The organism is Hafnia alvei, assembly GCF_034424155.1.
Lineage (GTDB): Bacteria > Pseudomonadota > Gammaproteobacteria > Enterobacterales > Enterobacteriaceae > Hafnia > Hafnia alvei.
Genome location: NZ_CP139992.1, coordinates 862,807 through 884,525 on the forward strand (window position 1 = coordinate 862,807; position 21,719 = coordinate 884,525).

General features: G+C 47.9%; 13 protein-coding genes, 2 tRNA genes and 3 rRNA genes. 8 read left to right on the forward strand and 10 right to left on the reverse strand.

Features of this window, described 5'->3' with window-relative positions; translation table 11 throughout:
- Positions 1 to 123 precede the first annotated feature (123 nt).
- The 8 genes from clpB (at position 124) to U0008_RS04025 (ending at position 10,438) form a co-directional block, all read left to right on the forward strand.
- Positions 124 to 2,697 (forward strand): ATP-dependent chaperone ClpB, encoded by a 2,574-nt coding sequence (gene clpB, locus U0008_RS03990; RefSeq protein ID WP_025801526.1) that lies wholly within the window; start codon positions 124 to 126, stop codon positions 2,695 to 2,697.
- 544 nt (positions 2,698 to 3,241) lie between these two features.
- A 16S ribosomal RNA gene (locus tag U0008_RS03995) occupies positions 3,242 to 4,784 on the forward strand.
- A 138-nt stretch (positions 4,785 to 4,922) separates the two neighbouring features.
- Positions 4,923 to 4,998: transfer RNA gene (locus U0008_RS04000), tRNA-Glu, on the forward strand.
- Positions 4,999 to 5,261: 263 nt separating this feature from the next.
- Positions 5,262 to 8,170 (forward strand): 23S ribosomal RNA (locus U0008_RS04005).
- Positions 8,171 to 8,291: 121 nt separating this feature from the next.
- Positions 8,292 to 8,407 (forward strand): 5S ribosomal RNA (rrf, locus tag U0008_RS04010).
- Together the 16S, 23S and 5S rRNA genes with 2 tRNA genes alongside form the textbook arrangement of a ribosomal RNA operon.
- An 87-nt stretch (positions 8,408 to 8,494) precedes the next feature.
- Positions 8,495 to 8,571 (forward strand) — tRNA-Asp (locus U0008_RS04015).
- A 260-nt stretch (positions 8,572 to 8,831) separates the two neighbouring features.
- Positions 8,832 to 8,957 (forward strand): hypothetical protein, encoded by a 126-nt coding sequence (locus U0008_RS04020; protein WP_327058440.1) that lies wholly within the window; start codon positions 8,832 to 8,834, stop codon positions 8,955 to 8,957.
- A gap of 704 nt (positions 8,958 to 9,661) precedes the next feature.
- The gene (locus U0008_RS04025) at positions 9,662 to 10,438 is read left to right on the forward strand and encodes a lipoprotein YafT (protein ID WP_051874078.1); all 777 of its coding nucleotides are present in this window, start codon (positions 9,662 to 9,664) and stop codon (positions 10,436 to 10,438) included.
- Between the two features lie 762 nt (positions 10,439 to 11,200).
- Here the strand turns inward: U0008_RS04025 and U0008_RS04030 are convergent.
- The 10 genes from U0008_RS04030 to tssA form a co-directional block, all read right to left on the reverse strand.
- Positions 11,201 to 11,680, reverse strand: coding sequence for an Hcp family type VI secretion system effector (locus U0008_RS04030; RefSeq protein WP_043491115.1), 480 nt, complete (start codon positions 11,678 to 11,680; stop codon positions 11,201 to 11,203).
- 23 nt (positions 11,681 to 11,703) lie between these two features.
- Positions 11,704 to 13,050 carry a VasL domain-containing protein gene (locus tag U0008_RS04035; RefSeq protein WP_043491118.1) on the reverse strand — a complete coding sequence of 449 codons (1,347 nt, stop codon included), beginning with the start codon at positions 13,048 to 13,050 and terminating at the stop codon, positions 11,704 to 11,706.
- 184 nt (positions 13,051 to 13,234) lie between these two features.
- Positions 13,235 to 13,765: a DUF1240 domain-containing protein gene (locus U0008_RS04040; protein ID WP_043491120.1), complete on the reverse strand. Its 531-nt coding sequence runs from the start codon at positions 13,763 to 13,765 to the stop codon at positions 13,235 to 13,237.
- Positions 13,755 to 14,249, reverse strand: a complete 495-nt coding sequence (locus U0008_RS04045) for a DUF1240 domain-containing protein (RefSeq protein ID WP_043491124.1) — start codon at positions 14,247 to 14,249, stop codon at positions 13,755 to 13,757. The genes U0008_RS04040 and U0008_RS04045 overlap by 11 nt, the downstream gene beginning before the upstream one ends.
- Complete coding sequence (locus U0008_RS04050) at positions 14,233 to 14,733, reverse strand: DUF1240 domain-containing protein (RefSeq protein WP_043491126.1); 501 nt, start codon at positions 14,731 to 14,733, stop codon at positions 14,233 to 14,235. Before U0008_RS04050 ends, U0008_RS04045 begins: the two co-directional genes overlap by 17 nt.
- Positions 14,723 to 15,217 (reverse strand): DUF1240 domain-containing protein, encoded by a 495-nt coding sequence (locus U0008_RS04055; protein WP_043491128.1) that lies wholly within the window; start codon positions 15,215 to 15,217, stop codon positions 14,723 to 14,725. Before U0008_RS04055 ends, U0008_RS04050 begins: the two co-directional genes overlap by 11 nt.
- Positions 15,207 to 15,710 (reverse strand): DUF1240 domain-containing protein, encoded by a 504-nt coding sequence (locus U0008_RS04060; RefSeq protein WP_043491129.1) that lies wholly within the window; start codon positions 15,708 to 15,710, stop codon positions 15,207 to 15,209. The genes U0008_RS04055 and U0008_RS04060 overlap by 11 nt, the downstream gene beginning before the upstream one ends.
- Positions 15,711 to 15,722: 12 nt before the next feature.
- Positions 15,723 to 16,616, reverse strand: coding sequence for a hypothetical protein (locus tag U0008_RS04065; RefSeq protein ID WP_043491132.1), 894 nt, complete (start codon positions 16,614 to 16,616; stop codon positions 15,723 to 15,725).
- A 135-nt stretch (positions 16,617 to 16,751) separates the two neighbouring features.
- The gene (gene tssM, locus U0008_RS04070) at positions 16,752 to 20,213 is read right to left on the reverse strand and encodes a type VI secretion system membrane subunit TssM (protein WP_051874079.1); all 3,462 of its coding nucleotides are present in this window, start codon (positions 20,211 to 20,213) and stop codon (positions 16,752 to 16,754) included.
- Between the two features lie 75 nt (positions 20,214 to 20,288).
- Positions 20,289 to 21,716 carry a type VI secretion system protein TssA gene (gene tssA / locus U0008_RS04075; protein ID WP_043491137.1) on the reverse strand — a complete coding sequence of 476 codons (1,428 nt, stop codon included), beginning with the start codon at positions 21,714 to 21,716 and terminating at the stop codon, positions 20,289 to 20,291.
- Positions 21,717 to 21,719 lie beyond the last annotated feature (3 nt).

A 21,719-nucleotide genomic window follows, 5' to 3' on the forward strand; every position in this document is an offset into this window, starting at 1 on the left:
ACCTAATGTTTGCCACTTGACTCATAACAAAAAGTAGTCATTTTCGTGCTAATTGACCTTGAAAAGTGTTGAGTAGACCTTACTTATTCTTCAGTAGAAACTTTGATACGTCTTGGAGGAATTATGCGTCTGGATCGCTTAACAAGTAAGTTCCAGCTTGCCCTCGCTGACGCCCAGTCACTCGCACTTGGGCGTGATAACCAATTTATAGAGCCGGTACATCTGATGAGCGCGTTGCTCAATCAGGATGGGGGCACGGTTCGACCATTATTAACCTCTGCTGGTGTTAATACCGCGAGTTTACGTCAGGAGCTTGAACAAGCTATCTCTCGTTTACCGCAGGTTGAAGGCGCTGGTGGGGATGTTCAGCCATCGAACGAACTGATTCGTGTTCTGAACCTGTGCGATAAGCTGGCACAAAAACGTAATGACACTTTTATTTCGTCTGAGCTGTTTGTTCTTGCCGTGTTGGAAGATCGCGGCAATTTAGGCGATATCTTGAAAGCCGCAGGTGCCAACGTTCAGAAAGTCAGTACCGCCATTGAGCAAATGCGTGGAGGTGAGAAAGTGGATGATGCAAATGCCGAAGACCAACGTCAGGCATTGAAAAAATACACCGTCGATCTGACCGAGCGTGCCGAACAAGGCAAACTCGACCCAGTGATCGGCCGTGATGAAGAAATTCGCCGTACTATTCAGGTATTGCAGCGCCGTACCAAAAATAACCCTGTTCTCATCGGTGAGCCTGGGGTCGGTAAGACAGCTATCGTTGAAGGTTTAGCGCAGCGGATTATTAACGGTGAAGTCCCTGAAGGGCTGAAGAACAAACGCGTTCTCTCCTTAGATATGGGCTCATTGATCGCGGGTGCTAAATTCCGTGGTGAATTTGAAGAGCGACTGAAAGCCGTATTAAGCGATTTATCGAAACAGGAAGGCAACGTCATTCTGTTTATTGATGAATTGCACACCATGGTTGGCGCAGGTAAAGGCGACGGCGCAATGGATGCGGGCAACATGCTTAAACCTGCATTAGCCCGTGGTGAGTTGCATTGCGTTGGTGCGACTACGCTGGATGAATACCGCCAATATATAGAGAAAGACGCTGCGCTTGAGCGTCGTTTCCAAAAAGTCTTCGTCGCTGAGCCAACGGTAGAAGACACCATTGCTATTTTGCGTGGACTGAAAGAGCGCTACGAGCTGCATCACCACGTGCAGATTACTGACCCTGCGATTGTTGCAGCCGCGAATTTGTCGCATCGCTATATTGCGGATCGTCAGCTGCCCGATAAAGCGATTGACCTTATCGATGAGGCCGCATCAAGCATTCGTATGCAGATGGACTCTAAGCCAGAATCGTTGGATCGCTTAGAACGCCGTATTATTCAGCTCAAGCTTGAACAGCAGGCGCTGAATAAAGAATCTGATGAAGCAAGTAAAAAGCGCTTGGAAATGCTCAACGAAGAGTTAGAGCATAAAGAGCGTGAATATTCTGAGCTGGAAGAAGAGTGGAAAGCCGAGAAGGCTTCGCTCAGCGGTACGCAGAATATCAAAGCTGAAATCGAGCAGGCGAAGATTGCGCTTGAGCAGGCTCGCCGTGTCGGTGATTTAGCCAAGATGTCTGAAATCCAATACGGCAAGTTGCCTGGTTTGGAAAAACAATTAGAAGCGGCGACGCAGTCTGAAGGTAAGACGATGAAGCTGCTGCGCAATAAAGTCACCGATGTTGAGATTGCAGAAGTGCTGGCGCGTTGGACCGGTATTCCAGTATCACGCATGTTGGAAAGCGAGCGCGCGAAATTGCTGCGTATGGAAGACGATCTGCATGAACGTGTTATCGGCCAGAATGAAGCGGTAGAAGCAGTGTCGAATGCGATTCGTCGTAGCCGTGCTGGGTTGTCTGATCCAAACCGCCCAATTGGTTCTTTCCTATTCTTAGGGCCAACCGGGGTAGGTAAAACAGAGCTGTGTAAAGCGTTAGCAAACTTCTTATTCGACAGCGATGACGCAATGGTGCGTATCGACATGTCTGAGTTTATGGAAAAACACTCCGTGTCACGTTTAGTGGGGGCGCCTCCAGGATATGTCGGTTATGAAGAAGGTGGTTACCTAACTGAAGCTGTACGCCGTCGTCCTTATTCAGTCATCTTGTTAGATGAAGTGGAAAAAGCGCATCCGGATGTATTCAACATCTTGCTGCAGGTATTAGATGATGGACGACTGACAGATGGGCAAGGCAGAACGGTCGATTTCCGTAACACCGTGGTCATTATGACCTCAAACCTTGGCTCTGATTTGATTCAGGATCGTTTCGGTCAACTCGATTATGGTGAAATGAAAGAGTTGGTGATGAGCGTGGTGTCACACCACTTCCGCCCTGAGTTTATTAACCGTATAGATGAAACCGTTGTGTTCCATCCATTAGATCAGAAAAACATCAAGGCGATTGCGCGGATTCAGTTGGAGCGTCTGTACCAACGTCTCGAAGAGAAAGGCTACAGCGTAACCATCACCGATGCGGCATTGGAACAGCTTTCAAAAGCGGGCTTCGACCCGGTCTATGGGGCTCGTCCATTGAAACGCGCTATCCAGCAGGAAATCGAAAACCCGCTGGCCCAGCAAATTTTGTCTGGAAAACTGATTCCGGGCAAAGACATCACGCTAGATGTTGCTGATGAACAAATCGTTGCCAAGCAATAATAGGTAATAGAAGCGTTCTAAAGGCTCTGATAGCGATATAGAAAGAAAGATAAAAAGGCAGCCAATTGGCTGCCTTTTTTATGCTTGATGAATATAAAAGCAGGTAATGAATGAAATTCATCCATTAATTGAATTTTTGATTAAAACTTGCGCGGTTGAAAAGTTTTTTTAAATTAGGGGTTGTCAGCCGTTCAGAAGTCCCTATAATGCGCCACCACTGACCGGGAACAACGACGCAAACGTCGCTCGGTGAGGAAGAGAAAAGCATCGCAGTAATGCGAATTTCTGAAAAGAAAAAAGCTTGACTCTTCAGGAGGAAAGCGTAATATGCACCTCCCGAGTTGCTGGAACGAATGTTCGCAATTCGCTGCTCTTTAACAATTTATCAGACAATCTGTGTGGGCACTCACAAGACAATATCTAACGTCCTCGGACGATAAAATATTAAAGTCTTGAAGAGTGACCAAGCAGTAATTCATTTAGTGAATTATTACGAAAGTTAATTTTCGAGCATCGCTTCACTTGTTGAAGCAAATCAAGCTTTTAATTGAAGAGTTTGATCATGGCTCAGATTGAACGCTGGCGGCAGGCCTAACACATGCAAGTCGAGCGGTAGCACAAGAGAGCTTGCTCTCTGGGTGACGAGCGGCGGACGGGTGAGTAATGTCTGGGAAACTGCCTGATGGAGGGGGATAACTACTGGAAACGGTAGCTAATACCGCATGATGTCTTCGGACCAAAGTGGGGGACCTTCGGGCCTCACGCCATCAGATGTGCCCAGATGGGATTAGCTAGTAGGTGGGGTAATGGCTCACCTAGGCGACGATCTCTAGCTGGTCTGAGAGGATGACCAGCCACACTGGAACTGAGACACGGTCCAGACTCCTACGGGAGGCAGCAGTGGGGAATATTGCACAATGGGCGCAAGCCTGATGCAGCCATGCCGCGTGTATGAAGAAGGCCTTCGGGTTGTAAAGTACTTTCAGCGAGGAGGAAGGCATTGTGGTTAATAACCACAGTGATTGACGTTACTCGCAGAAGAAGCACCGGCTAACTCCGTGCCAGCAGCCGCGGTAATACGGAGGGTGCAAGCGTTAATCGGAATTACTGGGCGTAAAGCGCACGCAGGCGGTTGATTAAGTCAGATGTGAAATCCCCGAGCTTAACTTGGGAACTGCATTTGAAACTGGTCAGCTAGAGTCTTGTAGAGGGGGGTAGAATTCCAGGTGTAGCGGTGAAATGCGTAGAGATCTGGAGGAATACCGGTGGCGAAGGCGGCCCCCTGGACAAAGACTGACGCTCAGGTGCGAAAGCGTGGGGAGCAAACAGGATTAGATACCCTGGTAGTCCACGCTGTAAACGATGTCGACTTGGAGGTTGTGCCCTTGAGGCGTGGCTTCCGGAGCTAACGCGTTAAGTCGACCGCCTGGGGAGTACGGCCGCAAGGTTAAAACTCAAATGAATTGACGGGGGCCCGCACAAGCGGTGGAGCATGTGGTTTAATTCGATGCAACGCGAAGAACCTTACCTACTCTTGACATCCAGAGAATTTAGCAGAGATGCTTTAGTGCCTTCGGGAACTCTGAGACAGGTGCTGCATGGCTGTCGTCAGCTCGTGTTGTGAAATGTTGGGTTAAGTCCCGCAACGAGCGCAACCCTTATCCTTTGTTGCCAGCACGTAATGGTGGGAACTCAAAGGAGACTGCCGGTGATAAACCGGAGGAAGGTGGGGATGACGTCAAGTCATCATGGCCCTTACGAGTAGGGCTACACACGTGCTACAATGGCATATACAAAGAGAAGCGAACTCGCGAGAGCAAGCGGACCTCATAAAGTATGTCGTAGTCCGGATTGGAGTCTGCAACTCGACTCCATGAAGTCGGAATCGCTAGTAATCGTAGATCAGAATGCTACGGTGAATACGTTCCCGGGCCTTGTACACACCGCCCGTCACACCATGGGAGTGGGTTGCAAAAGAAGTAGGTAGCTTAACCTTCGGGAGGGCGCTTACCACTTTGTGATTCATGACTGGGGTGAAGTCGTAACAAGGTAACCGTAGGGGAACCTGCGGTTGGATCACCTCCTTACCTAAAGATAGCGTTAAGTGCAGTGTCCACACAGATTGTCTGATGAAATTAATGAGCAAGAGCACCTGTTGATGTCGTGAGTTTTAAGACTCATGCTGATACGAAACGAGAAAGCGCAAGCTTTGTCGGTATTTTCGTGTCCCCATCGTCTAGAGGCCTAGGACACTGCCCTTTCACGGCTGTAACAGGGGTTCGAATCCCCTTGGGGACGCCATTCCGATAATGAGTGAAAGACATTATCACCCGTTCTGATGAACGAAAAATCTTAAAGATGATTCTAACGAGTCGTGTTTAAGATATTGCTCTTTAACAATCTGGAACAAGCTGAAATTTGAAAGCTTAAGCAACTGTGAGAATGACTTCGGTCAAACACTGACACAGTTTGCATTAAGCAGTCTCTCAATTTTTTGCAATCTTGAATGCTGTCTTGAACCGGTTCGTAACCGCGTTCATTAAAGAGACACCTTCGGGTTGTGAGGTTAAGTGACTAAGCGTACACGGTGGATGCCTAGGCAGTCAGAGGCGATGAAGGACGTGCTAATCTGCGATAAGCGTCGGTAAGCTGATATGAAGCGTTATAACCGACGATTTCCGAATGGGGAAACCCAGTGTGATTCGTCACACTATCGTTAAGTGAATACATAGCTTAACGAAGCGAACCAGGGGAACTGAAACATCTAAGTACCCTGAGGAAAAGAAATCAACCGAGATTCCCCTAGTAGCGGCGAGCGAACGGGGAGCAGCCCAGAACCTTAATCAGCGTATGTGTCAGAGGAACGGTCTGGAAAGTCCGGCGATACAGGGTGATAGCCCCGTACTTGAAAATGCATACGTTGTGAGTTCGATGAGTAGGGCGGGACACGTGACATCCTGTCTGAATATGGGGGGACCATCCTCCAAGGCTAAATACTCCTGACTGACCGATAGTGAACCAGTACCGTGAGGGAAAGGCGAAAAGAACCCCGGCGAGGGGAGTGAAATAGAACCTGAAACCGTGTACGTACAAGCAGTGGGAGCCTCTTTTATGGGGTGACTGCGTACCTTTTGTATAATGGGTCAGCGACTTATATTTTGTAGCAAGGTTAACCGAATAGGGGAGCCGTAGGGAAACCGAGTCTTAACTGGGCGTCAAGTTGCAAGGTATAGACCCGAAACCCGGTGATCTAGCCATGGGCAGGTTGAAGGTTGGGTAACACTAACTGGAGGACCGAACCGACTAATGTTGAAAAATTAGCGGATGACTTGTGGCTGGGGGTGAAAGGCCAATCAAACCGGGAGATAGCTGGTTCTCCCCGAAAGCTATTTAGGTAGCGCCTCGTGAACTCATCTTCGGGGGTAGAGCACTGTTTCGACTAGGGGGTCATCCCGACTTACCAACTCGATGCAAACTACGAATACCGAAGAATGTTATCACGGGAGACACACGGCGGGTGCTAACGTCCGTCGTGAAGAGGGAAACAACCCAGACCGCCAGCTAAGGTCCCAAAGTCATAGTTAAGTGGGAAACGATGTGGGAAGGCATAGACAGCCAGGATGTTGGCTTAGAAGCAGCCATCATTTAAAGAAAGCGTAATAGCTCACTGGTCGAGTCGGCCTGCGCGGAAGATGTAACGGGGCTAAACTATGCACCGAAGCTGCGGCAGCGACACTTAGGTGTTGTTGGGTAGGGGAGCGTTCTGTAAGCCGTTGAAGGTGGCTCGTGAGGGTTGCTGGAGGTATCAGAAGTGCGAATGCTGACATAAGTAACGATAAAGCGGGTGAAAAACCCGCTCGCCGGAAGACCAAGGGTTCCTGTCCAACGTTAATCGGGGCAGGGTGAGTCGACCCCTAAGGCGAGGCCGAAAGGCGTAGTCGATGGGAAACAGGTTAATATTCCTGTACTCGGTGTTACTGCGAAGGGGGGACGGAGAAGGCTAGGCTATCCGGGCGACGGTTGTCCCGGTTTAAGCGTGTAGGGGGAAAGCATTGGTAAATCCGTGCTTTTATTAACCCTGAGGCGTGATGACGAGTCACTACGGTGATGAAGTAGTTGATGCCAAGCTTCCAGGAAAAGCCTCTAAGCTCTAGGTAACATTGAATCGTACCCCAAACCGACACAGGTGGTCAGGTAGAGAATACCAAGGCGCTTGAGAGAACTCGGGTGAAGGAACTAGGCAAAATGGTGCCGTAACTTCGGGAGAAGGCACGCTGGCGCGTAGGTGAAGTCCCTTGCGGATGGAGCTGAAGCCAGTCGAAGATACCAGCTGGCTGCAACTGTTTAATAAAAACACAGCACTGTGCAAACACGAAAGTGGACGTATACGGTGTGACGCCTGCCCGGTGCTGGAAGGTTAATTGATGGGGTCAGCCGCAAGGCGAAGCTCTTGATCGAAGCCCCAGTAAACGGCGGCCGTAACTATAACGGTCCTAAGGTAGCGAAATTCCTTGTCGGGTAAGTTCCGACCTGCACGAATGGCGTAATGATGGCCAGGCTGTCTCCACCCGAGACTCAGTGAAATTGAACTCGCTGTGAAGATGCAGTGTACCCGCGGCAAGACGGAAAGACCCCGTGAACCTTTACTATAGCTTGACACTGAACATTGAGCCTTGATGTGTAGGATAGGTGGGAGGCTTTGAAGCGTGGACGCCAGTCTGCGTGGAGCCAACCTTGAAATACCACCCTTTAATGTTTGATGTTCTAACTCCGGTCCCTAATCGGGATTGAGGACAGTGTCTGGTGGGTAGTTTGACTGGGGCGGTCTCCTCCTAAAGAGTAACGGAGGAGCACGAAGGTTAGCTAATCACGGTCGGACATCGTGAGGTTAGTGCAATGGCATAAGCTAGCTTGACTGCGAGAGTGACGGCTCGAGCAGGTACGAAAGTAGGTCATAGTGATCCGGTGGTTCTGAATGGAAGGGCCATCGCTCAACGGATAAAAGGTACTCCGGGGATAACAGGCTGATACCGCCCAAGAGTTCATATCGACGGCGGTGTTTGGCACCTCGATGTCGGCTCATCACATCCTGGGGCTGAAGTAGGTCCCAAGGGTATGGCTGTTCGCCATTTAAAGTGGTACGCGAGCTGGGTTTAGAACGTCGTGAGACAGTTCGGTCCCTATCTGCCGTGGGCGTTGGAAGATTGAGAGGGGCTGCTCCTAGTACGAGAGGACCGGAGTGGACGCATCACTGGTGTTCGGGTTGTCATGCCAATGGCATTGCCCGGTAGCTAAATGCGGAAAAGATAAGCGCTGAAAGCATCTAAGCGCGAAACTTGCCTCGAGATGAGTCTTCCCTGAGACCTTGAGTCTCCTAAAGGAACGTTTAAGACTAAGACGTTGATAGGCTGGGTGTGTAAGCGTAGCGATACGTTGAGCTAACCAGTACTAATGATCCGTGAGGCTTAACCTTACAACACCGAAGGTGTTTTAAGACGCAGAGACGCGAAAACACAAAGAGTAGGCTTGTTGAACAGATTGGATTAGCTGGTGAGCTGTAGAAATACGGGTCACGGGTTAATTAACAGAATATGCCTGGCGGCGATAGCGCGGTGGTCCCACCTGACCCCATGCCGAACTCAGAAGTGAAACGCCGTAGCGCCGATGGTAGTGTGGGGTCTCCCCATGCGAGAGTAGGGAACTGCCAGGCTTTAAATTCGTTCCTTTTCCTTTGACACGGAAAATAGCAGGAACAAACTGACATCAGACGAATGCTGATGTGAGAGAAAGAATCGGTGGAGCGGTAGTTCAGTTGGTTAGAATACCTGCCTGTCACGCAGGGGGTCGCGGGTTCGAGCCCCGTCCGTTCCGCCACTTATTTTTTGGACGTATTCGTACGTTTCTATAAGTAAAAAAAACCGTAAGGCCATAAGGTCTTACGGTTTTTTTTCATCTGTATGTTTCCCTCTCTGTAACATCGAAGCTGCAAGACAATGAGTGTGTGAATTCCCCCCCACAGTAAATCCTGATACACTCATCCTCAATTACTAGCGGGATAAAACGATTAAATTTCAGAATATTGCAGCCATCATTTTTTTTAACCGGCCTACGTGCCAATGTTTATTAAGGTGCTAATGATGGCTATTATCATCCGCCAACTCTTCTCTACTGAGCTCCAGAAAGTTAAACCTGCGGCAAAATCTAATATGCTGCTTGATGATTCTCTGAGCTTGATGACCCGTTACCTGATTAAATGGTAGCTGTTGAAGCTGGTACGTCTCAGAGGATACCAACATAGATAAGAAAGAGACTCGAAGGCAAGTTAGTGGTTATATATTGAACCATTACAAGGGGGAGCTGACGTCGGAAGGAAAACAGATAACGTTCTTACTGTAAAATCGTGGCCAAAATTACTTGACCACTACATATTAATAATATGCCTATCGGAAGATAATATATCTCGCCTCCGTTTTGACTATCGAGTAATCATTATTCAGTAAATTCTTGGCATCAATACAATATAAATTATCGAGAATATCATTGTGGGTTTTTATCAGAATGGCTGACTGAATTAATATTCATTGTAATTCTCCATGTTCTTACCGGTGACTGAGAATAAATAGGCAGGGAAAGATGGCTGTAAAGCGCATAGCACCAGACATTACTGTCTATCACGTTAATTTCAGGTTGTTAATTTATAATATTGACCGCCTCATAATTATTATTCAGAACGGCATAGTTAAATAATGGCTGTGGTAGTAAATATTCAATTAATTATCTCCTTCGTGCTATTCAGTATGATAATCTGCCTTATTCATTAGTTAGTTGCATTCAATTAATTTATTTGTATTGTGAATGTTTAAAAAATAAAACGCCATTTGTCAGTGGCCACTGCAGGTATATAATCCATCATGGATTTTTAGACAAAAATAAATAACCATTGAATGCAGGGAAGGGCATAAATATGTATTTCAGATCGGCTATATTCTTCTGTACCGCAGTATCTCTATTTCTACTAGCAGGCTGTGCGCCGCACTCTCCTATTGATGCGAAGAAGACGGGTGCACGGACAGTAAGTAGTGTAAGTAAAAGCGCATCTGGGCAACTGACGGATAAAGATATCTTTGGAAATGAAACCACCCTGTCGGTTTCTGAAGAAGATATCCAAGCTGCGCTAGAAGGGAATATGTTCCACGTGCCGCTAAATTCTTCCGTCATTCTGGTGCAGTCCGGCAGTCGCGCACCAGAAATTGCTATGCAGCAGGAAATGAGCAAATATTATACTATTGCCACCTTTTCCGGCATACCAGACAGGCAGAAAGCGATTTCGTGCAATAAAGACGAAAACGGAGGGACCGTAGCCAGTGAAAATATGAACTGGATGCAGGCATTACGCTTTGTTGCTGCAAAAGGTCATCAAAAAGCCATTATTGTTTACCAGGACATGTTGCAGTCCGGCAGATATGATTCCGTAACAAGAACAACAGTGTGGTCGGACTACAAAGACGGAAAACTGACGGATTTGGCCTCACTGCGCTATTTGGTGCGTTTCACTCTGGTTGATGTGGCTACGGGGGAATGGGCAACCTGGTCTCCGGTAAACTATGAATACAGCGTACTATCACCACTGTTAGGGAAAAATATGACCAGCGCTACAGAGGCAACAGAACAACAAATCACGCAGCTTAAGCAGAAAACGTATGCGGCAATTGCTAAAGATCTGGTGAATCGCTATCAGTAATCAGTGTTGCCTGCCTCCAATAATCTGGGGTAGTCAGTGGTACGAAAATTTCTGTGCATCCGGCTAGTCCTGTTTTCTGGTCAGAAGCCATGCCAGTGAGCACGCCGTAAATGGGGGAGGGGATGCTGCCCGGTTGCAGGTATTCCAGCCAGACTGTCCACCTGAGACTCGCCTGGAGCCGACCAGTCCTCCCCCCATGTTCTCGTGATACACGCCGTTTATCGGGAACAACCTGAAGCATTTCTTACCACATAGCATTCATAGTGTCGTTTTTAAGGGTAGCTATTCAGACAGTAGACCATTTTCCCCATTCAGCAGCAAATCAAGGCAGCGCCAATGGTTGATGTCATCAGGCTTAGCGTAGTCAGCATCCGTGTGATATCTCACTATCCTTACGTATTTCTTGCTTTCTTACATAGACAGGCGAAATAAAATATCTACCGGGATCGAATTAGATAGAAATATGTCAGTCAGAGCAGCCCGAATTGACGGATGCAGGATTAATGCAATATCACATCTTCAGGAGCGATAGCGTTTGTATTTCCTGCCAGAGTTAATGCGTATAAGGACTATGTCGTTTATCCATAAACAACATCATCTAGCAGGATATCGGTAAAAATATTAGTACGGCCAGCCAGAGATTTCTTTGCCCTTCATAAGTTGGACTTGTTCAATATTCGCCATAAATCTGGATATTTTTACAGAAAATATTAGTAACTCTGACCGAATCAGAAACGATATCATCACAGAAAATCATTTCCCTCAAAAAAGCCGATCTTCCCACAAACTGTACGCGCTGGTACCGGCAATGCAGTGTTCCTGAGTGATGCTTTCATAAGTGAAATACACAGATTCCTCTGGTTGGCCACCACTGTCGGTGATCAAATGCGGCACTGATAGATGGATAGCTGAAATGCGTGCGTTAATCAGTTTCACTTTATAATACAGCTCATTAATACCGAAACGGTTAGTGCGATAGAATTCAAAATCACAGGTCAGGCATTCATTTTCGGTAATCGCTTTACTCAGTAAAGGTGTTGATTTATCCACCGGTTTCTGGATATTCAGGGCAAGATGATTAACGTTTTGTGCTCGGTTCAGCCCGTGGCTCATACCCAAAATCATAATCTGATCAGTATGCGCAATCTGAGCCTTATTACCGATTGATGCCTGAGAACAACAGCCTGCTGAAATTAGCGCCTGAAGATCGCCGTTCAGCGTCAGATAAACAAGATTTGCCATGATAAACTCCTTTGATTCATTTGTTATTTCTCAGATTTGGTTTCGCTTGCCATCTCCGGCAAAGTATTATTTTTCAGCAATAGCCAGCGACTTGATACGCCATCCAGCCGTTCGTTGATCTGTTTTTCCAGTGCACTGGTATTCTGTCCCTGAGAGCGGGCGTCCTGATACTGTGTCAGCAGGGACTCAAGTGGTGTCTCTTGCCCCAGCCCCCGCTCCGCCTGCCAGATGACATTCTTGATATAGGACAAGGTTAATCCCTCTTTCTCACGGCGCATCACCAGGTCAGCAAAAGCATGTAAATCCTGACGGGTCTGCAACCAGCCCCGTAACTGCGGGCTGCTCTGTGCGCGGATTTTCAATGTCTCATTCCATTCGGCTGTAGCCTGCTGCTGCTGTTGACTTTCCGGCCAGCGGCTGTCTGCGATACGGGTCATTTGTTCGCCAGTATCCAGCGGCTGTAGTAGTGATGACGCCAGAAGCTCTTGCAGCTGCTGCGCATAAGTTTCTGGCGCAGGCGAGGAGAGCCAGAGGGTGGCGGCGCCCTGCGCCGTATCTCTGACCCGCGCTAGTTGCTGCTGCATCGGATAGACCTGCCACCACCAGAGCGCGGCAGCGATAATCGCCGTACCGACAACGCCTGCCACGAAACTTTTTATCACGCGGATCTGATTTTGTTTCTGCGCTGTGCCTACATCCGTCAAGTTGAGAACGGCTACCTTCATTTTCGGTAAATTCGGTAACGGCGGTATGCCTTCTGCCATTGTGGACACTGTGCTCTCCGGCGCATAAACCAAAGTCCTGACAGAGGGTTGCGCCTGCGGCTCTATCATCTTCTTCTGTTGTGGCTCAAGCCGGTTACGGGTGTTCTGCACAAAATACAGCAGATTCTCTACACGCGGCTGGCGCTTCAGCTCCACTTGTTGGAGTTTGTCGCAAATAAGCTGCAATGCCCGCTCGGTGCGGTATAGCACCGGTAAGTCCATCTCTGCAAAAGAAAGCTGCTGACGCAGAATATTGCCGGTACGGGTATTGAACCAGTCCAGCATTTCGGTTCTTGCCTGCCCGTTCTGTGGCCAGAAGTTATCCCACTCGTGAGCCACCATCGCCGCTAGCAGCTCGGTCCCTTCACAGAATCCCTCAAGCCCCTGAATGCGGGTACGCGCTAGTGCGTAGTAGGTCGCCGTGTGTAAATCCACTCCGTTGGTTTTAAAAATCGTCAACGCCAGTGACTCTACCAGCCGCCAGTTCAGTTCCGGCTGTGACGGATGACTGGCTTTGTTGATTTCCTCACGAATGGCGCTGAACTCCGGCAGGCCACGAGGGTCGCTGCCGGTAGCAATGATTTGTGAAAGTGCGTCAGTGCTCATATCTGCCTCATTAGTACAACGTATCTGGTAAGAGGGACGGGCTGAACTGTCCGCCAGTAAACAGGTTGTTCTGTATCGGTATGTACCCGGTAAATCATTGCGCTCTCTTCAACTGTAATTTCACGCGGCACCCCGTGATCGATTCTGCAGCAGCAGTAGTGGTTTTGCGCACACGCTGGCATGTTCATTTTATTTTCGTATTCGCAGGCATGACAGGCGTAGAAGCATCATCGGATTTATCCTTTTCAGAATGGTATTCAAACTGCTCACACATTTTTGGGGCTTTTACGTAGTAAGAGCCTGAAAAGGGACCTTTTTGGCCGCACGAATGATAGTCAGCAAGGGGAATGAATGAAATATACAGTGACAACGGGAAAGCAAGAACAAATGCGATATAAATATAAGCGCTAATTATATTTAAAAGCTTCCACCATAGCTTTGCAAGGTGAAGTGTTAAAGGGAAGAATAAAAATAAAAGCACTAATACATCAAAATACCCCATAACAGGAAAATAGATAACTATGAACACATCCCGCCAGCTATAATAAACTGCATCTGCTCCGGTGAAGATATCTACTATTGTAATGCCACAAGTATTGGTAAAAAAAATCAATGCTCCGGTAAGCAAAAAAATGGCAAATAAGCATAAAAAAATAAATTTCATGCGTTCTTTTAATGTAATTTCTTTCGTTGTCAATTCATTCTTATTGAACATTAGATTTATCCTTTTCAGGATGGTATTCAAACAGCTCACACATTTTGGGGTCTTTTACGTAGTAAGAGCCTGAAAAGGGACCTTTTTGGCCGCACGAGTGATAGTTCGACAGAGGAAAGAAAGAGACATATAAAGACAATGGAAGGGTAAGAATAAATGCGAGTATGATATACCCCCAAACAATTTTTATCGCTTTATGCCATAATTTCGCCAATTGGAGAGTAAAGGGAGTAAGCATAAGAAGAAATACAAATATATCAAAATACCCCATAATAGGGGAAAATAATAATATAAGAACATCTCGCCAGTCGTAGTAGAACGTCTCAGTCCCTGCAAAAATATCTTTAATTACAACAAAGCTAGTACTGGTGAAAAAAAACAGTGCCCCGGTAAGTATCATAATAGCGAGAAGACATGTGAGAATAAATTTTATTCTTTCTTTTAATGTCATATCCTTCATTATCAATTCATTCTTTTTGATCATTAGATTTATCCTTTTCATAATGGTATTCAAACTGCTCACACATTTTGGGGTCTTTTACGTAGTGAACACCTGAAAAGGGACCTTTTTGACCACACGATTCATAAACATTCAGAATATAAACAGAAATCACTATGGATAACGGAATGGCGATAAAGAAGGCGATAAGACCATACCCCCATACTATATTTATCGCTTTGTGCCACAACTTAGCGAGATTGAAAGTAAATGGTGAAAAAAGAAGCAACAATGCAAATATATCAAAATACCCCGCAACGGGAAGAAAGAGCAATATAAAGACGTCTCTAAAATCGTAGTAGAATGTGTCCGCACCTGTAAAAATACTCACTATGACAACACCGCTAGTATTCGTAAAGAAAATGAGTCCCCCAGTGAGCATGGCAATAACAAACAAACCAGCAATATTAAATTTCATTCTTTCTTTTAATGTCATATCCTTCATTATCAATTCATTCTTATTGATCATTAGATTTATCCTTTTCAGGATGGTATTCAAACTGCTCACACATTTTTGGGGCTTTTACGTAGTAAGCGCCTGAAAAAGGTCCATTTTGGCCGCACGAGTGATAGTTCGAAAGAGGAAAGAAAGAGACATATAAAGACAATGGAAGGGTAAGAATAAATGCGAGAATGATATATCCCCAGACAGCTTTTATCACTTTACACCATAACTTAGTGATACCGACAGTAAAAGGAAGGAACAAAAACAAAAATACCAGTACATCAAAATACCCCATGACAGGTAAAGATAATACTGCAAACATATCACGCCAGCTATAGTAGATGGCATCTGCGTTTGCGAAAATATCCCTGATTGCAGCCCCACTCGTACTGGTAAAAAAAATCAATGCACCAGTAAGTACCATAATTAAAAAAAGACATACAAGAATAAATTTAATTCTTTCTTTTAATATCATATCCTTCATTATCAATTCATTCTTATTTATCATTAAATTTATCCTTTTCAGGATGATATTCAAACTGCTCACACATTTTTATTTCTTTTACATAATAACTGCCTGAAAAGGGACCCTTTTGACCACATGATTCGTAGTTGCCCAATGGGTAAAGTAAAATTATCAGAGATAGTGGAATTGAGAGGAACAACATCAGCCATCCATATACTGCTACAGCCTTCATCCCTGTCAGAAGATACTCCAGTAAGTTTCGGGTAACGGGAAAAAACATCATGGCAACAATAAGAATATCAACATAAAAAAATACCGGAAGCCAAATGAAAAGCGGTATAGTTTTCCAGTTATAGTAAACAACGTCTTTTTTATGTAGTATATCGGCAAGCTCAGAACCGCCGGCTGTAAAGATAAAAACAGTTGCAGCAGTAGTGCAACTAAATAAAAATAATGCGGTCAGTCTCACTTTTACTGAGATATTTTTCAATGCCCGCCTTGCCATGCGCTCCTGATTTTCTCGTTTTTCAGACATGACATATCCTTACTAGTGTGTATTCATCAGGCCATATGTAAATGGGTTGGTGTGTTCAAAATTCCATTTTTCTATTTCGGCCTGCGTCCTCATGCCTTCTCTAATTGCTGAAATTAACTTATCAGATAAATGATACTTACGATCCAGATAATCCAAGCCTTTAGCAATAACAAAACCTACTGCAATCAACAGAATTATGCTAACTGCGATGGGGACTGCAATGCTACCCGCTGCCGCAATAGCGGTCCCTATTGCAACCAAAATCTTCGTCACAAATATCGTCACAATAATCTTGGCAATATCCATCGTGATATTACCAATAAAGGCCGCCACATCATGGTCTGATTTAAAAATGAGTTGAACAGTACGATACGCCAATGAAAACCAAATGCAGAATTTGGCACCTTCAAGAATTCCTCCATTAATACCCGCTTTGCCAATACCTAACTCAAGTATTTGAGGCGAGTTAATTTTATATCTTGTCCCCTGGAGAATACGTCGCAACGAGGCATAACCAGTAATTTTGACATAAACCTGTCCACCATACTGATACTGAATGGCTTTAATACCTAATCCCTTTAGCCGATAGACTAGTTTACCGGCATCAGTATAACTCACGAGCTTTGAGATATTTTTGGCCCCAGCGATGCTGTCCTTAATATTGCCTGCATAGGTGGTGGCAAGAATCACAGGCTTACTGTTGTCCAAATCCTCAATCACGCTCTGTGCCTCATCCAGAGTCAGTAACATAATATGCGCGGTATTTTTCTCAAAGGCCTCTGCTAGCCCTAGCGTATCCAGAATATAAGGATGCTGTGGGATCAACTGGTTGACGGGCACATTGCCGCGTAGGACATCACCGAGATAATCTGCCGCTGATGGATTCTGTTTATTGAACTCAGACATTCCTGCCTCCATAGATTCGGGAAACAACTATCGTTGGCAAATAACAGAAAGCATCCTGCACTTGCCCCTCCTGCCTCTGTCTGCTGAAACTGATCATGATCGCGTCCTGCTCCTCCATCCTCTGGCAACGGCTGTTTAGTACAGCGTATCCGGTAACCGGAACTGACTGAACAGTCCGCCGCTGAATGGGTTATCTTCCATATCGGTATGAACCCGATACACCATCGCGCCGCCATCCACATTGAAGCGCACGATAAAGTTGCCATCCTGTACATCAGTCAGTTGCCCGGCACCAAACAACCGGAACTGCGCCCACGGCCCGCTGAAGCTGATACTGCGCGGCGCACTGCCGCTGGTGCCAACCAGCGTCAGTTTACTTTCATTGCCTTCGCGCATGTTGTTCGGCCAGACCAGGTGTGCGGTATAGTTGCGTCCCTGGCTGTAATCAATGAGCTGACCATCAAGATTCAGCACGCTGCGGCGCTTATTACCGGAGAGCGATACCGTTTCCACAGCAAACTGTGTTCCCAACCCGTTTTGTTTGCTGAAGAAGATGTTGCGAATTTTCTGCGCAGCATCCAGTTGCCGGATAATATCTTCACGGATGATCACGCCGTCATCACCATCGCGACTCAGGTCATTTTCGATAAATAGTTTCAGGTTCTGTTGGTAGAAGGTATCCAGCACACCGTCTGGTTTAAAGAAACGTTCGAACGCATCCAGCGACGCATCTTGTTGCGCACGGGAATTAAACGGATAGCTGTTCGCCAGTTGTTCGTTGAACGGTTTCACTACGCTGTCGCGCCAGTCGATCTCCATGTAATGAACCGCCTCCACCATCACTACATGCCAGGCTTGGTCGGCTAGTTTACCCACCCAGCGGTTAAGCGGGGCAGGCAGCGTTTTCGCCATCTGGCGAGTGGCGAATATTGGATCGCTACTGTTCTGATCAAGCCGTAGCTGCACCGCTTTTAGCGCCGATTTTCCTGGAACTGGCGCATTTTGGATGGCCAACAGGTAACGGTGAAGTTCCGTTAACTGCTGATACACAGCCTGTATCGTGTTTTCTTTGTTATTCTGTATCGCCAGCGTGCTGTTCTCCGGTGCGAACTCATGTCCGAGACGGGTCAGCAGGCGGTAGTCTGGCTCCGCTAACGCTTCCTCACGCTCTTTATCAGAGAGCTTTTCAGAGAGTACCGCAGGTTGTGTATTGTCCCTCAGAGCTGTCAGCGCCCGCTGTAGCGGCTGGTCGCCACTGATAATCTGCTCCAGCGCGCTGGTCAGTTGCGCGATGGATTCATAATCACGGACGTTCAGATTATCCATCCCGGCGCGCCAGGTGGCAGTGTAGTCGCTGGTATATTGCTCGGTCAGCTGGCGCTGGATTTCTGTGCGGTCAGCTTCGCTGTATTTTACGCTTTGCGTCAGATTCAGTACCCATGAATCCATCGCCGTCAGTTCCACCAGCTCATCACGTTGCTTCACAAAATAGCTCTGCAAGCCATAACGGGTCAGAAATTGCGGGACGACGAGCTTACTGTCATCAGCGGATGTGAATACCTGATCAAAGGTCGGCCCTATTTGGTCACGAAGGTTAAGAGCAGCAGGGAGTACGCCCAGCGCCCGCGCCTTCAGACTCTGATAAACTCGCTGGTAGACGGGCAATTTGCTCAGTTCTTTTTGTGCTGCTACTACCGGGCTGTCATATGGTGTCCAGCGGCTGATGGCATCCCCATCGCCCGCCGCACGCTCCGCGTGCCAGTCGGTATGTTTCAGCGCATAGTCAAGGTGCGACATCAGTTGTGCCTGAATATCCTGCTTACCGTGGAATTTGTCGCTCCAACGTTTCGCCATATACTGCTTCACCACCTCATTGTTGCGTCCGCTTTTATCCTCTAGCATTCTCATGACGCGCAGTACCGCCAGTTTTTCTTCACTTTCCGGCGGCGCGTTGTTCATGTCTTTCACCAGACCGTTAAATAGGGCAGGCAGGTAGCTCTGTTCCAGCAGTTGCAGGTAAGTCTGTTCCACGTAAGGGCCGACATGTCTCCCCTGATATAACCCCATATCTGACAGGCGACTCCTGTCATCCCAGTTTCCATAGGCTAATGTCGCGTCGCGTACCGGATTGAGTAAGGGCAGTTGCAGGTCGCCATAGTCATCCATTCCCTGTGGTGGTTTGATGGCCATAAAGGCTTCAGCCTGTTTCAGTACCTGAACCCCAGAGGCATAGTTATTATTGTAATAATGATGCCAGCCGGTGATTAGCAACAATGCCGTCACCCCGCCAGCGGCAGAAAAAAACGTCAGACGACGACGGCTAGTCATCAGCCAGGTACGGCTTTCTCCGGCCAGATTCGGTTCTGCCAGTAAAGCCTGTGGAAAAAGATTGCGGGTAAAGTATGGCGTGGTATCGACCAGCGGCCAGGCCGTCAAGGGGCTGCTGCCCAGCCGGTACTGACGGGCGGCAGACTGCGTAAAAATGTCATCTATCTGGCCGCGTTGCAGCGAGGAGGTCAGATACACACCACGCAGCATGACGTCCATATTTTCACCGTCCAGCAAGCCGTCAATCAGCGCCACTAGAGACTCCCGGCTCCCCTGCATCTGACGGACAAAGCTGAACAGAGAACTTCGCATATGGCCCTGAGCCAGCAACAGATCCGGTAAGGCCTGGTTCATCCGCTCGCACCACGACTGCCAGAAGGCAGTAAACTCGCTTCTCCAGTCCTCGTTCTCATGGGCGCGGCGGGTAAAGGTGACGCCGAGGATGGCATCGCGATCTTTTTTGTCCAAGGACTGAAACAGTGCTGCAAAACCGTGCATCAGATCCAGTCGGGTCAGTACCACATACACCGGTAACTGGCAGTGCAGATGCTGGCGTACATCCTGCAAATGGCTACGCAATGTTTGTAACAGATGCTCCCGGCGACGTTTGTCGGCGGTCAGCAGATCGGGTAAATCCAGTGTCAGAATGAGTCCGTTAAGTGGCTGGCGGGCGCGTTTTTCCACTAGCCAGCCGAGGGCGTGTTCCCACAGGCGGCGGTGTAATACGTTTGCATCCGGCTGTTCACAGAGCGAACCATCAATATCAAAAATCACCGCCTGTTTCCCAACATGCGGAGTGATATACAGATGTTGCTCTGCCCCACGAACCGCTTCCGGCCTATAGATAATGTCGGACGGGAAGCCTTCGCGCAGCAGCGACGTTTTACCACTGCTGGCAGGACCGAGAACCATATACCAGGGCAGTTGCCAGAGGAAACGACGGTTGTCAAGATGGCGCTGCAGACGCAGCAACCAGCGGTCGAGATAGCGCTGCTGTGCATTCAGCTCAACGCTGAGTGGGTCAACGGCTTCCTCGCGTTGCTGCTTTTGCTGTTTTTCAAGCTGTTGCAGGCGTTTCATAATCCGAACGGTGAGCCATACCAGGGCGATAAATCCCCACACTGCCGTCGCAAGCCAGCGGTTAACTGATGGTTTCAGCCACTGTTCGTCATACAACGACCATGACGGGCCTTTCCACCAGATCCACACCAGCAGAAAGAGCCATGCCAGCACCAGCAGCCAGAAAGCAGAAACTTTAAACCGTGGCATTGCTGGTCGCAGAGCAGATTTCAGACCACTGAATAGTCGGGGTGTAGGTAATCTCACAAAAACTCCTGTTCTCTTTTATTGTGCTGCCGTGAATTTCTGTTCAAGCTGCTCAAGCAGGGATGGCTCCCAGTCAGCCAGCCCTATTTGCGAGCCTGTTCTGAACAGCATTCGGTACTGTTGCTGTGCCAGTTTTTCCATCCCGGACTCTTCCATGAGCTGTGCGCCAAAATACTGTCGGTGAAACTGGTCACGTGGGTCGCCTTCAGGCAGTGAATCTAAATGCCGCAACGCGGCTTCTAGTCCCTGTTCTTTAAAACAGGTTCTGACAGTCTGTAATTCCTCTCCAGATTGCAGTGGCGATACGGCCTGACTGCCGGAAGATGAGACGGTCAGCCACTGCTTTGTCTGCTCGCTGATAAAGGGAGTACGGTCGTTGAACAACAGGCCGGTAAGCGCCGGAAGACGCGTCAGAAAGCAGGACAATTCATCACGAATGGCCTCTGCAACCTGTTTGTAACCAAGGCGCAGAGCGGTCTGTGCGGAGAGGTAATGCCCATCTAGCCAGTAAGGGGCCAGCAGTATACTTTTCTCTACTTGGTTCCAGAGCACCATATTCGCACCGCTAAGACGGGCCTGATAATCCGCCACCATATCCGCGGAAACAGCGGCCAGTGGAGTACGACCGTCGCTTTCAACCTGTGGCGTGCTGGTGATGGTCAGCCACAGTGCGTGACGGCGCAACCGGTAGCCTTGCGGTGAGTCCGGCTGGCGTTCGCATAAAATGGTCGCCACTTTTTGCAGCGTATCGCGCCAGGCGGTCTCGTCATGGCTATCGACAGTAACTTGTGGAACCGGGATTTCAGGGGACAGAGTATTTTGCGATACATCGCGTCCAGCTGTGGCATCGGTCTTCTGCAAAATACCGGCGTTTGCTGTAGTGGGGGATGAGGACGGTGCAACACAATTAAACGCTTGCTGATAAAGGGCAAGCAGGTCATCCGTTGCTTTCACCAGTTCTGGTACATTATGTGCCAGCCAGCACTGCGCCAGTCTTCCCAGCGCTTTCGGTAGCTCGTCACGTTGCTCTGTCCCGGCGTTTTCCGCAAATCCGCTAATGCCCGCTTCAAAGCGTTTCATCACCTGCGCGGCAAAACGTTTTTTATGCGCCATATTTTGCGGTGCAGCTACCGTCCAGTAATGCTCGACGAACAATGCCAGCAGGCGCAGTGCTAGTAATGGATCACCGGTATGTTGCAACGTTCTTAGCAGATGCGTCAGTAGACGGAAGTCTTTACTCTCTGAGGCCAGAATCGCCAGCCCCCTACGTTGAAGTTCCGGTATATCAAGCTGACTGTGAGTCAGTGAACCCAGCTTGACGATTTCGCCGTCGATATACTCCCATTCTTCGTCATCGTCATTCAGGGCGCTGGCTAGTTTATCTTCCGGAAGATTTTCCAGAAGATGCGAAATCCACACTGCCGGATCGTGTAAATCCATTGCCATTCT

Bases quoted from the DNA above. Each gene is read 5' to 3' on its own strand.
- clpB (WP_025801526.1), top strand. From the start codon at position 124: ATGCGTCTGGATCGCTTAACAAGTAAGTTCCAGCTTGCCCTCGCTGAC.
- U0008_RS04020 (WP_327058440.1), top strand. From the start codon at position 8,832: ATGATGGCTATTATCATCCGCCAACTCTTCTCTACTGAGCTCCAGAAA.
- U0008_RS04025 (WP_051874078.1), top strand. From the start codon at position 9,662: ATGTATTTCAGATCGGCTATATTCTTCTGTACCGCAGTATCTCTATTT.
- U0008_RS04030 (WP_043491115.1), bottom strand. From the start codon at position 11,680: ATGGCAAATCTTGTTTATCTGACGCTGAACGGCGATCTTCAGGCGCTA.
- U0008_RS04035 (WP_043491118.1), bottom strand. From the start codon at position 13,050: ATGAGCACTGACGCACTTTCACAAATCATTGCTACCGGCAGCGACCCT.
- U0008_RS04040 (WP_043491120.1), bottom strand. From the start codon at position 13,765: ATGTTCAATAAGAATGAATTGACAACGAAAGAAATTACATTAAAAGAA.
- U0008_RS04045 (WP_043491124.1), bottom strand. From the start codon at position 14,249: ATGATCAAAAAGAATGAATTGATAATGAAGGATATGACATTAAAAGAA.
- U0008_RS04050 (WP_043491126.1), bottom strand. From the start codon at position 14,733: ATGATCAATAAGAATGAATTGATAATGAAGGATATGACATTAAAAGAA.
- U0008_RS04055 (WP_043491128.1), bottom strand. From the start codon at position 15,217: ATGATAAATAAGAATGAATTGATAATGAAGGATATGATATTAAAAGAA.
- U0008_RS04060 (WP_043491129.1), bottom strand. From the start codon at position 15,710: ATGTCTGAAAAACGAGAAAATCAGGAGCGCATGGCAAGGCGGGCATTG.
- U0008_RS04065 (WP_043491132.1), bottom strand. From the start codon at position 16,616: ATGTCTGAGTTCAATAAACAGAATCCATCAGCGGCAGATTATCTCGGT.
- tssM (WP_051874079.1), bottom strand. From the start codon at position 20,213: ATGCCACGGTTTAAAGTTTCTGCTTTCTGGCTGCTGGTGCTGGCATGG.
- tssA (WP_043491137.1), bottom strand. From the start codon at position 21,716: ATGGCAATGGATTTACACGATCCGGCAGTGTGGATTTCGCATCTTCTG.